Annotated in this window: 13 protein-coding genes and 1 pseudogene; 5 read left to right on the top strand and 9 right to left on the bottom strand. The window is 29.2% G+C overall.

The genetic code is table 11. The annotated features are described in order from the left end of the window. Together XO10_RS04205 and XO10_RS04200 are read right to left on the bottom strand one after the other, a co-directional pair. Positions 1–633: motility protein A (locus tag XO10_RS04205; RefSeq protein ID WP_175421167.1), on the bottom strand; the 633-nt coding region annotated here is incomplete at its 3' end. 25 nt (positions 634–658) lie between these two features. After that, the gene (locus XO10_RS04200; RefSeq protein ID WP_014296327.1) at positions 659–805 is read right to left on the bottom strand and encodes a hypothetical protein; all 147 of its coding nucleotides are present in this window, start codon (positions 803–805) and stop codon (positions 659–661) included. Positions 806–1,083: 278 nt separating this feature from the next. On the opposite strand from XO10_RS04200, the pseudogene XO10_RS04195 reads away from it, so the two are divergent. Continuing rightward, positions 1,084–1,884, top strand: a pseudogene (locus XO10_RS04195) (AAA family ATPase); the annotation flags it as partial. A gap of 70 nt (positions 1,885–1,954) precedes the next feature. On the opposite strand, the gene XO10_RS04190 reads toward XO10_RS04195, so the two are convergent. From XO10_RS04190 to XO10_RS04170, 5 genes are read right to left on the bottom strand one after another with little or no spacing between them, the layout of a single operon-like run. Continuing rightward, positions 1,955–3,640 carry an alpha-amylase family glycosyl hydrolase gene (locus XO10_RS04190; RefSeq protein ID WP_175418209.1) on the bottom strand — a complete coding sequence of 562 codons (1,686 nt, stop codon included), beginning with the start codon at positions 3,638–3,640 and terminating at the stop codon, positions 1,955–1,957. A gap of 14 nt (positions 3,641–3,654) precedes the next feature. Then, positions 3,655–4,467, bottom strand: coding sequence for a MurR/RpiR family transcriptional regulator (locus tag XO10_RS04185; RefSeq protein WP_014296325.1), 813 nt, complete (start codon positions 4,465–4,467; stop codon positions 3,655–3,657). A 15-nt stretch (positions 4,468–4,482) separates the two neighbouring features. Continuing rightward, positions 4,483–5,454 carry a carbohydrate ABC transporter permease gene (locus XO10_RS04180; RefSeq protein ID WP_014296324.1) on the bottom strand — a complete coding sequence of 324 codons (972 nt, stop codon included), beginning with the start codon at positions 5,452–5,454 and terminating at the stop codon, positions 4,483–4,485. Next, positions 5,448–6,314 (bottom strand): carbohydrate ABC transporter permease, encoded by an 867-nt coding sequence (locus tag XO10_RS04175; protein WP_175421166.1) that lies wholly within the window; start codon positions 6,312–6,314, stop codon positions 5,448–5,450. Before XO10_RS04175 ends, XO10_RS04180 begins: the two co-directional genes overlap by 7 nt. A 60-nt stretch (positions 6,315–6,374) precedes the next feature. After that, positions 6,375–7,655 (bottom strand): ABC transporter substrate-binding protein, encoded by a 1,281-nt coding sequence (locus tag XO10_RS04170; protein WP_014296322.1) that lies wholly within the window; start codon positions 7,653–7,655, stop codon positions 6,375–6,377. A gap of 435 nt (positions 7,656–8,090) precedes the next feature. Between XO10_RS04170 and XO10_RS04165 the strand changes: the two genes are divergently transcribed. From XO10_RS04165 to XO10_RS04155, 3 genes are read left to right on the top strand one after another with little or no spacing between them, the layout of a single operon-like run. After that, complete coding sequence (locus XO10_RS04165) at positions 8,091–10,151, top strand: HD domain-containing phosphohydrolase (protein ID WP_175418207.1); 2,061 nt, start codon at positions 8,091–8,093, stop codon at positions 10,149–10,151. 15 nt (positions 10,152–10,166) lie between these two features. Next, positions 10,167–10,424 carry a hypothetical protein gene (locus tag XO10_RS04160; protein WP_175421165.1) on the top strand — a complete coding sequence of 86 codons (258 nt, stop codon included), beginning with the start codon at positions 10,167–10,169 and terminating at the stop codon, positions 10,422–10,424. Positions 10,425–10,459: 35 nt separating this feature from the next. Beyond that, entirely contained in the window at positions 10,460–11,824 is a 1,365-nt protein-coding gene (locus XO10_RS04155) for a methyl-accepting chemotaxis protein (protein ID WP_175421164.1), read from the top strand. Positions 11,825–11,945: 121 nt separating this feature from the next. Here the strand turns inward: XO10_RS04155 and XO10_RS04150 are convergent, their stop codons facing one another. Continuing rightward, complete coding sequence (locus XO10_RS04150; RefSeq protein WP_175418205.1) at positions 11,946–12,830, bottom strand: ADP-ribosylglycohydrolase family protein; 885 nt, start codon at positions 12,828–12,830, stop codon at positions 11,946–11,948. A gap of 124 nt (positions 12,831–12,954) precedes the next feature. Here XO10_RS04150 and asnS point away from each other — a divergent pair, with 124 nt between their 5' ends. Then, a complete protein-coding gene (gene asnS, locus XO10_RS04145; protein WP_175418204.1) occupies positions 12,955–14,253 on the top strand; it encodes an asparagine--tRNA ligase in 1,299 nt (432 codons plus the stop codon). Between the two features lie 31 nt (positions 14,254–14,284). On the opposite strand, the gene XO10_RS04140 is transcribed toward asnS, so the two are convergent. Beyond that, positions 14,285–14,770, bottom strand: a complete 486-nt coding sequence (locus XO10_RS04140; protein ID WP_014296317.1) for a hypothetical protein — start codon at positions 14,768–14,770, stop codon at positions 14,285–14,287. Between the last annotated feature and the right edge of the window lie 372 nt (positions 14,771–15,142).

Genomic DNA, 15,142 nt, shown 5'->3' with positions numbered 1-15,142 from the left:
CTGTATTGATGTTCTTCTTCCTATTTTTTCGGCTATCGGTAAGGTGAATATATTTGCAACAAGAGCACCGTATAACGTTGTAATAAGAGCAATAGCCATATTAGGACCTATAGTAGATGGATCGTTCAAACTACCAAGCATCAAAACGAGACCTATCAGCGTTCCAATCATTCCGTATGCCGGAGCTAATGTGCCCCAGGTATTTAAAAGACCTGACCATTTTCCCTGTTCTGCTTCAAATAACTCCATTTTTATTTCAAGGATTTTCCTTATTTCTTCTGGATCAGTACCATCAACTGCAGCCCTTAAACCTTCTTTCATAAATTCGTTATCAAGGCCTTCAAGATCTGCTTCAAGGGATATTAAACCTTCTCTTCTTGCTTTTTCTGCAAATGAATATAATGTTTTTAAAATTTCGACCGAATCAATTTTAGGTTCTTTTATTCCCATCATTATTGCTGTTACAAATTTAAAAGATATATCTTTTGGCGCAGCAATCATCATACCACCAACTGAACCTAAAACAGTAATAAAGAAGGAGTTTGTATCCCATAATTGTCCTAATCCTGAATATCCACCAATTAATATAGCAACAAAAGCCAAACCCAATCCTATTAAAGTAGAAAGATCCAACTTTATACCTCCTCCTCGATATTTTTTAGTTCAAAAATTCACAAAAAATTTTATATTCAATATCATTTAATACAATGGCACCAGCTTTTTCTGGAGAAAGAAGCAAAACTTTATCTTTTTTTCTATATTGTAAAATATCCTCAGGTAATTTAATTATTTGAGGAATTTTCATAAAATACCTCCTTTAATTATGTTGATAATATATTTTGGAAATTCTATGCAAATAGAAATGAACATAAATATTAAACAACTTAAAACGAAATTAGTGAAAATAATAACTTTTAATAAAAAAGAACTTTGTTCTATTAAGAATTTTATATAAAAATAAAAAAATTGTCAACAAAATAAGTAAAATGAATGTAAAAATAATTTTATTAATGGATTAATAAAAAAATAAAAGTGAATTGGGAATTATTATGATATAATCATAATATAGGGAGGTGGAAAGCAGTGAAGAAGTTACCAGTAGGGATAGAAGATTATAAGGAAATAATAACAGGAGATTATATATATGTAGATAAAACAAAATATATATTGGAAATGGTATATTCAGGAATACCAACATTCTTATCAAGGCCACGAAGATTTGGAAAAAGTTTAACAGTATCAACATTATATTATTTATTCAAAGGAGAAAAAGAGTTATTCAAAGGGACATATATATATGACAAATGGGATTTCAAAGAGTATCCAATAATAAGATTAAACCTGTTTAAATCATCAACGGAAAGCGAAGAAAAATTCAAAAAAAGTCTGGTAAAGATGATAGAGCAGGAAGGTGAAAGAAACGGAATAGAGATAACTGAAACAGATTATACATTTGCATTTGATGAATTAATAATGAAACTTTCAAAAAAAGAAAAAGTGGTAATTTTAATAGACGAATATATAACAGAAAAAGAATTGCTTGAAGAAATGAAGAGATATTATAATGGATTTTCATTTGACGGAGAACATACAGTATATAATCCATATTCAATATTGAGATTTTTTTCAGAAAAAGAATTCCAAAACTTCTGGTTTGAAAGTGGCTCACCAAGTTTTTTGTATGAATATATAAAAGGCAAAAAGATAGAGTATGAAGATTTAGTAAAAACACCAGTAAGTGCAGAAGATTTCTCAACAAGAGAAATAGAAGATGCAAAAGCAAATATCTTCTTTACGCAGGCAGGGTATTTAACCTTTAAAGGAATAAAAAAATATGGATTAAAGAAAAAATATATACTGGACTATCCAAATTTTGAAGTGAAAGAAAGTCTTCTTAAAATACTTGAAGAGATAAATAAAAATAATAATAAAGCGAGGGAGTTTGCCCTCGCTTTTATTTCAACCATTTGGTTTCATATGGCTTAAGAATAATATGAAGTTTATTATCGGAAATATCAACAGAAGTGTTATTTAAAAAGTCATAAGGATTTTTAGAAAGCGGATTATCAATATCAAGAGTAATTTCTCTATTAGCAACATTGGTTAAAACAAGAACTCTTTCATCTTTAAATTCTCGCATAAATGCAAAAACAGAATCATCATAAAACATAACCATTTGTTTTCCTTTTGGATTAAATGCTTTGTGTTTCTTCCTAATATCCAGCATATGTTTGAAGGTATTAAATATCTTAAACCTTAAAGAACTTTTATCGTTTAATTCTGAAATTAAGGTATCATAATTCAATTTTTCTCTATTAATAGTTCTGTTCATTCCGGTGATTTTAACACCTTCAAGATAATTTCGTGATCCCAATAAACTGTGAATATAAATACCTGGAATACCTTTCATTGCAGCAGCAATTGCATAAGCGGAAATAAATTTTCTTATATTCAATTCCATTGATTCGTTTTCATCGTACAAAGCATCAAAATAATTAATATTCAACTCATACGGTGATTTTGTCCCATCAGGATTGCTTTTATAAGAAACAAGTCCGTTATTTCTTAAAGTATGTTCAACAAGAAAATCAATATCTTCATCTTTTAAAATTCCTTTTGCTGGCATTAATCCAATGCCGTCATGTGAAGCGAGAAAATTGAAAAAAGTAGTCTTATCAGATGGTGTTTCTAATGTATAAGCCCATTTTGATATAACAGTCGCATCATGAAATAAAAAAGAATATAAAACAAGGGGAGGAAGTGAAAAATTATAAACCATTTGAGCTTCATTATATCCATTTCCAAAATAAGAAATATTTTCATGATGCGGGACATTTGTTTCTGTAATCAGAATAACGTCTTTGGCTGTGAGATTTAAAATATCTCTAAACAACTGAATCATTACATGTGTTTGTTTTAAGTGGATACATGATGTTCCAATTTCTTTCCATAAATATCCAATAGCATCAAGTCTTATTAATTTAGCTCCCATTTTTGCGTAGAAAAGCAATATTTCAACAATTTCAAGGAACAAATCTGTAGATTTATAATTTAAATCAATTTGATCTTCACTAAATGTAGTCCAGATATGTTTTTCTTCGCCTGAAGCAGTTTTATATATGTGTAATAAAGGTAGTGCCCTTGGACGAGTTACATTCTTTAATTCCTCCACAGGCTCCTGTTCAATAAAATAATTTTTGTATTTTTTATTTCCCTTTAAATATTCCTGAAACCATTTGCTTTCTTTGGAAATATGATTTATAACTGCATCAAACATTAGTTTGTAATCTTTTGAGAGCGATTGAATATCTTCCCAACTGCCCAATTCTGGATTAACCTGTTTATAATCAATTACAGAAAAGCCATCATCAGATGAATAAGGGAAAAATGGAAGTATATGTACAGTATTAATACTATCCTTTACATATTCATTTAAGAAATGATGTAAAGTATTTAAAGGCTTTTCATTATTTTTCTTTATAGAATCACCATAAGTAATTAAAATAACGTCCTTTTCCGAAAAATCAAAATCCTTATCAGAAATTTTATATTTTTCAATAATATTCATAAGTTTTTGATATACACCTTTTGCTTCATCGCCATATAAAAATTCTAATTTATCGTATATATTCTTATGCATAAAATACACCTCTTTTACTGGAACTTTTTTGGCTCAATAACATTTTTCAACTTATTAAAATGTTTATCTGTAAATTTCTTTGAAACCACGAGGTTATAAAGTATTTCTATCATATACATTTCGCCTATTCTATCATGGGTAAACTCATTCTCAGAAGGATCGCTTGGTGTAGTATATATAACAATATCTGAAATCTTACTTAAAGGTGAATTTACACCTGATGTAATAGCAATGGTAAAAGCTCCAGCGTCCTTTGCAACTTGAGTTGATTTAAACACATCACGTATAAATCCTGAATGGCTTATTGAAATAACAGTATCTTCAGAGGTTAATCCAGCGCCAACAATAACTTGCATATGAGGATCGCTGTATGCCATTGCAGAAAAACCTAAAGCAGCAAATTTTAGTGAACTATCAAGAGCAACAGGAAAAGATCTTCCAACACCAAAAAATATAAGTTTTTTAGATGCAAGAATTCTTTCAGCTACTCTATTCAACAAATCTTTATCGAGATTCTGGTTTATAAGACTTAAACTTTTACAAATCTTATTATATAGATTTGAAAAAATATCCTGCTCAGTTTCAACTGTTTCAAAAACAGGCTCGGATAATTCTTTGGCAAGAGAAATTTTAAAATCCTGATAACCGTTAAATCCCAGTTTCTTAATCACTCTATAAACAGTTGTTTCACTTACTTCAGCCCAATTTGCCAATTCAGTAATACTATAATGAATTACATCATCAGCCCTTTCAATAATATAATCAGCTACTTTTTTTTCTCTTTTTGTAAGAGAGTTATATATACCTTTTATTTGGTTTATAATCATAAATGGTCACCTCTTTTATTCTTTTACACCACCTGCAGTTAATCCACCTGTTAAATATTTTTCCATCATCATAAACATAATAACAACAGGTACTGCAGTAACAACAGATGCTGCCATCATTTTTGCCCATATTGCATGTTCAGAATTAAATATTTCATTTAAACCAAGAGGTAGAGTATAAAATTCCGGGAATGGTCTTACAAAAATTGAAGCAAATAAGAACTCATTCCAGGCTATCATAAACGCATATATATATACAGTAATTATAGCAGGTAAAGATAAAGGAATTATTATCTTTGTGATAACGCCCATTCTTGAAGAACCATCAATAATAGCAGCTTCTTCAATAGATCTTGGAATTGTTCTAAAATAATTACCAAGCATATACAAAGAAACAGGTATAGTTTGAACAATATATATAATGAATAAAGCGATAGCGGAAGAAATCCCTGATGATGTCAATCCAATTTTTACAAAAATTTGATATAGAGGTACTGCAAGTATAGTGCCTCCAAAGAGATAAACTACAAGAACACCTCTTTGAATAGTTCCTCGCCCCTTAAACTCAATCCTACTAAATGCATATGCTCCGAAAACCGATAAAATTAAACTTACCAGAGCACTCAAACCTGCAAGAAGCAAAGAATTTCTAAAAAATCTTAAAAATGGGAATGACTCCTTTTTTCTTTGTGCATTTATTTGAGCAAGAACAGCTTCTTGCTGGTCTTTAGGCAAAGTTTTTATAAGATCCAACAATTGTTGTTGCTCATTACTCAACTCCTCTCTTATGGACTTTTTAAATCCAAGTAATATAGCATAAGTATCAAGTGTAGGGCGTTTAGGTATTATACCAGGATCAAAAGCATCTGTATCATATCTAAAAGATACAGAAAGCATCCATGCAAATGGATAAGTAATAAATATTACCAATAATATAATCAAAGTCCAGAAACCAATTATTTTCAAAGGGCTTTTTCTTTTTACCATTTTAACACCTTCTTTACGTATATACCGATTAATGCAATCATTATTACAAATAATATAGTTGCAATTGCAGCTGCGACACCCTGTTCCGGTAATCCAGCAAATGCTTTTTCATAAATATAAATAGGTAAAGTATTAGCGAATTTTGACATAAGATAAACTTCATCAAACTTGTAAAAATTCCAGATACCTCTTAGCAAGGCAACAGAACCTATAACAAAATACAATTCTGGTAATGTAATATGAACAAACTTCTGCCAATCGCTTGCACCATCTATTTCAGCTGCTTCATAATAATCTGTAGGAATAGATTGAAGCCTTGATAAAATCATCAAATAAACAAATGGGAAATTTCTCCATATATTAAAAATCGAAACAACCCAGAAAGCATTATTGGGATTATTTAAAAAGTCATTTCCTGGATTCATGCCAAAATTAGCAAGGAATTTCATTAAAGGTCCATCAATAGGTAAAAATATATATTTCCAGGCAAAAACAATTGCAATTAATGGAGTTACATAAGGCAATAACAATAAAGCTCTAACAATATTCCTTCCAGGAAACTCCCTGTTTAGCAATAATGCCACTCCAAGTCCCAACAAAATACTTCCTACAACAGTTGTAACAGTAAACAGAACAGTAATTCCAAATGATTTCCAGAACGAGGAATCAGATAAGATTTCTCTATAATTCTGCAACCCAACAAACTTATTTGGGGCATCTGAAATTGACACCTCAAAAAAACTAAGATAAATATTATAAAATACAGGATATAAAATCAACAAAGCAATTAAAATTACAGTTGGCATAACCAATTTCCAGCCAAATCTCGCTTCACGTTCCTTTAACGACATCACAGCCATATTTCAAACCTCCTTTTTAAAAAAAGGGGGACAGAATTCCCCCTTTTTCATGAAAAAGAATTATTTTCCAAGAATCTTTTCTGCTTCTTTTTGTGCCCACATTGCAGTTTGCTGTGGTGTCCAATCATTTGCAAACATATAATTAATAGCCTTACCTATAACAAAATTAGCGCTTAATTTACTCATATCTGTAATAACCTTACCGTTAATAAATTCAAATCTTTCTACAGAATCAAGTGCTGCAACAATTTCTGCGATTTTAGCTTTTCCATATCTTTCAAGAACAGGATTATCAAGGAATTCATCACTTTCAGCTACAGATTTTCTTGTTGGATTCATTCCGCCTGGTGCCATATGTACCCAGTAAACATAGTTTTTATCTGTCATAAGGAATTTAACAAATTTTTCTACTTCGCTTGCGTTTGCATTCTTTGTAATACCAAGGGCTACAACCTGTCCATAAGATGTTGGTCTTACATTAATCATTTTATTTGCAAAACCAGTATTAACAACTAATTGAGGATTAAAGTTATCAATTCTTCCTCTTTGTACCTCTTCAACAGCAATATCGTCCATAATATAAGTTGAATAGAAAATCATTGCTGTTTCGCCTCTTAAATAACCCTTTAAAGCGTCAAGAACATCTGTAAAACCAGGTTTTGAATATTTACCCAATTCCTTATAGAATCTGAAAGCTTCAATCATTTCTGGTGTATTAAAGGTTACATTTCCATTTTCATCTATAGGTCTTGCACCATTTGCAAGAGCAATTTCTGTAAATACCTGTTCTGCATAAGCATTTGCCTTTTTAGGTAAAATAATACCATAAACACCTTTCTTTGGATTATTTAATACCTTTGCAGCTAAAGCGATATTATACCATGTTATTGGATCGCCAAGATCCTGTGCTTTAAACCAATCTTTTCTATACCATATACCCTGTACCCATGCGTGGAAAGGAATTGCATAATATTTACCTTCGCCATTACTTAATAATCTTGCTGCACCATTATAAACATCACCAAAATCATTTATAATCTTTGTTGCAAGGTCAACATTCATGAAATTTTCTGAACCTAACAACAACATTGGTTCAATACCACTTTCAATTAGATCAGGTAATGTTCCAGCATTTTTTGCAATAGGAATCTGTTTCAATAAATCATTTTCTTCAACAGGAACAACTTCAACATCAATACCTGTTTGAGCTTTAAAAATTGTTGCAAGAGCTCTAATTCTCTGCATTCTGTTAGATTCAACCTCTGTTGTCCAGAAAGTAATCTTTGCGAATACAGCAGATACCAATAAAACTACCATTATCAAAACCAATAATCTCTTCATCACAATACCCCCTTTAATAGAATTTCTTTTTTATTTCAAAAATAAAAAAGAAAATTTTCATTTTAATTATACAATAAAAAATTTTTTTTCAAAAATCCATTATTGACAATTAAAAAGGATGATATGAAAATATAGCATATTAAAAGATAAAAACAAATGAAATCGAAATTATGTTAATAAAAGGTTAAAAATGATAATTAAGCATATACGCAAAACAAAAATTATTAAATTCCAAAAATAGAATATATTGACTATCATAAACTTTTTAGTTGTTTGGAGTTACCTTTTTTTAATAAAAACGCAAAAAAAAAAAAAAAAAAAAATAAACATAAGAGTTATAATTGTAATGATAAAGAGTTAACTTTTTATTTATATTCTACAAAGAGAATGATAAATGTTTTCTTTTATTAAGAACTGAATAATGGGGGAATTAAAATGAGAAAGAATATTATAATTTTTTCTCTATTTTTATATATATTTATAAATATTGGATTTGGAAAAGCATTTGTTGTTGGTGTTTATGATAATCCACCTTTAGTGTATTTTGAAAATAATAAAGCTAAAGGTGTTTTTGTTGATATATTAAATGAAATTGCATTATCTGAAAATTGGAATATTATTTATAAATATGGTACGTTTAGTGATCTGATTGAAAAATTGAAAGAAGGAAATATTGATATGATGTTAGATGTTGCCTATTCAAAAGAACGGGCAAAATTTTTTTACTATAATAAAGAGCCAGTTTTTACAAATTGGGGGATGGTATATACACGATATAAAAATGTAAAATCTCTACTTGATTTTGAAGATAAAAAAATTGCTGTTATTAAAAATGATATTTATTATGTTGGAAAAGAAGGAATTAAAAATATTTTAAATAATTTGCACATAAAAGCGTCTTTTATTGAAGTTTCTTCTTATGATGAATGTTTAAAATATGTATATGAAAAAAAAGCAGATATCGCAATAATTAGTAGATCATATAATGGAAATAATTATGGGCTAAAAAAAACGCCTATAATTTTTTCTCCGGTAGATGTATATATAGTTTTTTCCCATTCTATTAATGAAAATATTATAAATACAATAGATGCATATTTGCAAAAATGGAAAAATCAAAATAATTCAATTTATTATATGATAATAAATAAATATTTTTTTAATGAAACAATACATTTTCCCAGGTGGTTTTTTATAACAATAGGGGTTATTTTATTGTTATTATTAATTGTTTTAACTTTATTATATATATACAGGAAACTACTAATAAGAGCTACATTTGATCTAAATTTAAAAAATAAACAACTAGAAGAAATTAATGAAGAGTTACTATCTATGAGTGAAGAACTTGAAGATCTTTATAATAAAAACAATGAATTTTCTAATAATTTATTTAGAATGACGGAAGTTCTTTCTCATATGACACCAGGAAATTCTCTTGAAGATTTTTATAAAGAAGTTCTTGAATTAGTTATAGAAATAGTGCCGGAAGCAGATTATGGAAGCATTGTGTTAATTGATGTAGAAAAAAAGACAACAAAATTTATAGCCTCTTATGGTCATAGTTTCGAAGACTTAAAAAAGATAAAATCTTTAATTGGAAAAATTCCAAAACGTGAGAATACCAGAATTGTAAAAGATGTATTGGATGAAGAAAGGAATAAAGAATTAAATGAAAAGGATTATAAAACTTTAAAAAATGCAGTTAAACCGATAAAAGAAACATTAATTCGAGAAATACAATTAAATCCAAATATATGGATAAAAATAGCTGTTGATATTGCTAAAAATTCAAAGAAAAATTTTTCGGAAAATTCAGTGAAATTAATAGAAGGTTTTGGTAATCTTATAAAAGCCTTTTGGTTAGAAAAATTATCTGTTCAGGAGGTGAAAAATGCATATTTGAATTTTGCCACAAAGCTTGCTATTATAGCTGAAGCGCATGATGATATTACTGGCGCTCATATATATAGAGTTGGAAAGATATCAGGTTTTATTGCAAAGAAAATGGGACTAAATGAGGAAAAAGTAAAAGAAATAGAAACCTTTGCTCCACTTCATGATATAGGTAAGATATTTATTAATCGAGATCTTTTAACGAAATCGGACGAATTAACTGAAGAAGAATTTGATTTAATAAAACAACATACAATATTTTCATTAAAATTATTAAATGATCCATACTTTATTACTGCTAAAAATATAGCTTTATATCATCATGAGAGATATGATGGAAGTGGATATCCATTTGGTTTAAGTGGAGATGAAATTCCAATAGAAGCACAAATTGTAGCTCTAGCAGATGTTTATGATGCTTTACGCTCTGTGAGAACATATAAAATAGCATTTAGTCATGAAGAAGTTGTAAAGATTATAACTGAAGGAGATGGCAGAACGAAACCGGAACATTTTCATCCGGAAATATTGTCATTATTTAAAAAATATCATAATGAAATAAGGAAGATTTATGATGAAATAACAAAAAGTCATTCATAGATTGGAGGGGATATTATGAAATTAAAAAATAAAATAAGTTTTATGGTAATAATATTGTTAATGATGCAAATAATTATTTTTATTTTAAGTAATAATACTTTTTCAAAAATTTTAAATAATGAACACATATTGTCTGAAAAATATGTGGAAAATATGAAAAAAGTAGGTATATACTCGACGGATTTTATGGAAGCAAGGAAACTTATAGCAGAATATATAGCATTTAATGATAAAAAAATAAAATTAGATGCAGAAAAAAACTTGATTATCTAATAAAAAAAATAGAAGATCTTAAAGTAAATGAGGATTTGATACCTTTAAAAAAGCAAACAATAAGTGCAATAGAAGATTATAAAGAATTATTACAATCATATAATTCTGTTGAAGATATAAAAAATGATGCAGAAAATTTTAGAAAAATAGGCAAAAATGCGGTTGAAACATTTCAAAAATTTCAAGAAAGTATAGATAATAAAGTATTGGAAATGACAGATTATAATTTTAAAAATGGGAAAAAAGCTAAAGCTTTTGGGATAATAGTTATAGTATTTTCATTAATTATAGGAGGTATAATTTCAATATATTTAATTAGAACAATTACAAAGCCACTAAATATATTGATGGAATATGCAAGAAAATTATCTAACAAAGATTATACAGTTAAAATTCCTCAAATAAAGGATAATAGTGAATTAGGAGAATTAATAAACGTGTTTAAGATTATGCATGAACATTTAAAAAGGGATATGAAACAATTAAAAGAGGAAAGCATTACCCTGATTAATTCAATGAAAGAAATAACAGATACTCTTGAAATTTCTTCAAATGCTACTCAGGAAACAACTATATCTGTAACAAATATATCAACGGAAATAGAGAATATCACTGCTGCTATTGAAGAAACAACAGCATCTATTCAAGAAATATCCTCAGCTACAAAACTTATTGCGGATAATGCGACTGAAGCAGCAGAATTTGGAAATAGATCTTCAGAAGATGCTGAAAAAGCTGGAAAAACTGTAAAATTAGCAATAAATAAAATGGATGAAATTACAGAAGTAACTCTTGAGATTGATAAGGTAGTAAAGGAATTTAATGATAGTGCAGTTAAAATTAATGAATTTGTTGATACAGTTTCTAATATAGCAGAGCAAACCAATCTTCTTGCATTAAATGCTGCAATTGAAGCTGCGAGAGCTGGAGAGGCTGGAAAAGGTTTTGCTGTTGTTGCTGATGAAATAAGAGTTTTGGCTGAAGAAAGCAGAAAAGCAGCGAATGAAATAAGAGAAGTAGTTGATGGTGTAATGAATGTATCTAAAGAAGCTTTAAATGTTTCAACAGAAATAAATAAAAAGGTTGAAGAAGGTTCGAAGCTTTCCAATAAAGCTGGTGAAAGTTTGGGAGGAATATTAAAAGCTATACAAGAAATGACAAATAAACTTGAAGGTATTGCTGCAAGTGTTGAAGAACAAACGGCTGGTGTTGATGAAATAGCAACTGCTATGACAGAGCTTTCACAAAATGTTACGAATATCAATGCTTCTATTCAAGAAATAACTGCTGCAACTGAAGAACAAACTGCAAATATAGAAAATATAACTTCCGAAGCAAAAGAAAGTACAGAACTTGCTAGACGTTTAGAAAATATTGTGAAACAATTTAAATTAAATTAAAATAATTAAATATGCAGTTATCTCAAATTGATGGCGGTCTAAGTTTGGTTAAAAACAGTATTTTAATATGTTACGTTAATTTAGATCAAATAAGAAAATGCCTGATTTCTCAGGCATTTTCTTATTTATTACACAACTTCTCTGCAAGTTCCAATATCATATCTTTCTTTGCAAGCTTTAAAAGCCAGACCTTTGGAATATTCTCTAATCCATAAAGAGCACCAGCCATTTGTCCAACAATAGCACCTAATGTATCTGTATCTCCACCAAACCTAACAGCTGTTAGAACAGCATCTTTAAATGAATTGGTGTTATATATAGTCCACAGGGCTATTTCAAGTGAATTTATGGCTTTTCCGTCGTTTATTAAATCATTTATATCTTTATATGTAACATCAACAATTTTAAGTTTTACATCATAAATTAAGTCCATATGTCTATGAACTTCTTCTAATAAAACGCGTTTTGTAGCGCCATTAATTGCCTGTTGTATAAATCCACCGATGAATTTGCATGAATGAATTGAATAGATATTATTATGAGTGGTATATGCGCTTTGTCCTGAATAAAAAACAGCATCATTAAAAGAATTTTTAAAGTACATAGGAATTGGAGCAAGTCTTGCTAAAGGTTTATGTGAATCTTTATCTATTATCTTTGGCAAAGAAGCGTCTTTTTCATATTGAATTAATGCATCCATTGTTTGGTTATCAATTCCAAAAGCCGTTTTTTTACAGGAATAGAGACCTTCATCAATCCATTTTAAATATTTTTTCATTTGACTATCAAAATCAAAACCGTCTTCTATTAAACTTTCTGCAAGGCAAAGAGCCATAGAAACATCATCTGTCCATTCGCCGGCATTTAAATTATATATTCCACCGCTATGAAAATCATTTATTTCAGGAAGCTTTTCCATATCTATATATTCAAAAGGTGCTCCTAATGCATTTCCAATTGCTAATCCAATTAAAGCACCTAAACATCTATTTTTTGTTTCTTTCATTGTACCATCCCCTTGACTGATTTTTATATTTTAATTATATCATAGATTTTGACACAATTGTATTAGCGTGTTATAATATAAAAAATAGAGATAAATAAAATATTGTGATTTGGGAGGGAAAAGTATGGAATGGGTATATATAAAAGATATGAAAAAACATATAGGTGAAAAAGTTGAATTTAGAGGCTGGCTCTGGAATAAAAGAGTTAGTGGTAAAATAGGATTTTTACAATTAAGAGATGGAACAGGTTTTGTTCAGGGAGTTGTTGAAAAATCAACACTTGGTGAAGAAAAATACAAAGAAGTAAAAAAATTAAAAATGGAAAGCTCATTAATTGTTAGAGGAACAGTTGTTGAAGATCAAAGATCACCAGTTGGATTTGAATTACACATTGATGAAGTTGAAATAGTACATAATCCATCAGAAGATTATCCTATTTCAAAGAAAGAACACGGAATTGATTTCTTAATGGAACACAGACATTTATGGTTAAGATCAAGAAGACAATTCCATATATTAAAGGTAAGACATGAAATAATAAAAGCTATAAGAGAATTTTATAACAACGAAGGTTTTGTATTAATTGATACTCCAATATTTACAGGTTCAATTGGTGAAAGTGCAGGAAATACATTTGAAATAGACTATTTTGATTATGGAAAAGTATATCTTGCACAGACAGGTCAGTTATATCTTGAAGCAGCAGCTATGGCTTTAGGTAAAGTATACAATCTTGGTCCAACATTCAGGGCTGAAAAGTCAAAAACGAGAAGACATCTTATAGAATTCTGGATGAATGAGGCAGAAGTTGCTTATTATACACATGAAGACAATATGAGATTACAGGAAAATCTTGTATCATATGTGGTTAAGAAAGTCCTTGAAAATGCTTCTGAAAATTTAGTTGCTCTTGGAAGGGATATAAGTAAACTCGAAAAAATAGAAGCGCCATTCCCAAGAATTACATATACAGAAGCAATAAAATTATTAAATAAAAAGGGGTCAGATATACAATGGGGTGAAGACCTCGGAGCAGATGATGAAACATTAATCTCTGAAGAATTTGATAAACCTGTTATTATAGAAAAATATCCAAAATCAGTAAAGGCATTCTATATGCAACCAGATCCAGAAAATCCAGATGTAGTATTATGTGATGATATGATTGCACCTGAAGGATATGGTGAAATAATTGGTGCATCTGAAAGAATCTGGCAGGAAGATGTATTAATTGAAAGATTAAAAGAAAACAACTTACCAGTAGAAGAATATCAATGGTATCTTGATTTAAGAAAATTTGGTTCAGTTCCTCACAGTGGATTTGGTCTTGGAATCGAAAGAACAGTAGCCTGGATATGCGGCCTTAAACATATAAGAGAAGCAATACCATTTGCAAGAACATTATATAGAGTGTATCCATAATAATAAAACCCGCTCGATTTGAGCGGGTTTTTTATTTATTCTGAGTCACATATAAATTAAAGGTAGCATAATCATTTTCATCATCATTATCTGGTTGTTCATCACCGCCACGTGCATTATCAATAACAAAAACATAACTTCCTTCTGGAATTTCTCCGGAGAATGTATAATTATTTTCAGTATAAAAAATCTTATGAAGTACATAGTTAAAACTTTTATCATAATATAAATTATCGAAATCATCTTCTGTAAGAACATAAAATTCAAGGCCATAATCGCCATCCCAATGAGTAAGTTCAAAATTGAAATTTAAAATAGCTGTGGAATCAAAGGTAAAAACCTTTAAAGGAGATAAGTAATGTCCTTCTGCAACAGACCAATCCTTCCAATCCAATAAAACGATATCATCAGTATTAGTGTCATTTTCATTATTCAAGATTTGAGTTCTATCGAGACAGGAAGAAAAAATAAATAATAAAGATAAAATAAAAATACTAAAAAAACCTATTTTTTTCATAAAAACACCTCCGAATTAAAAAGTTTTAAACTTAATTATAACATATTTTTTAAAAAATAAAAAATCGTATCCATGTCAAGCAAAAAAATCAGAAAAAATAAATAAAAATAAAAAATCTAAAAACATTATAAATAAAGGTTTATAGAAGATAAAAAGAATGAATTCACGTACGTTTAACGAAATTAACGAAACTGTAAGTTGACAAAAGAGGAAGAAGGTGGTAATATATATACTCGGACGCGGGTGAGAGCGTCTGGAAGAAAAAGAGAAGAGGAAGAGAAGCTCCTTGACAAGTGAACAGAGACACCCAGCGGAAGTAGATTCAAAGAGTTAAGATCGAACTCGAAATCTTGGATGGAGGGTTTGATCCTG

It is taken from the genome of Marinitoga sp. 1135, from assembly GCF_013363245.1.
Lineage (GTDB): Bacteria > Thermotogota > Thermotogae > Petrotogales > Petrotogaceae > Marinitoga > Marinitoga piezophila.
Note: the sequence above shows the minus strand (reverse complement) of the source record. Positions and strands in the feature narration are given on the sequence as shown.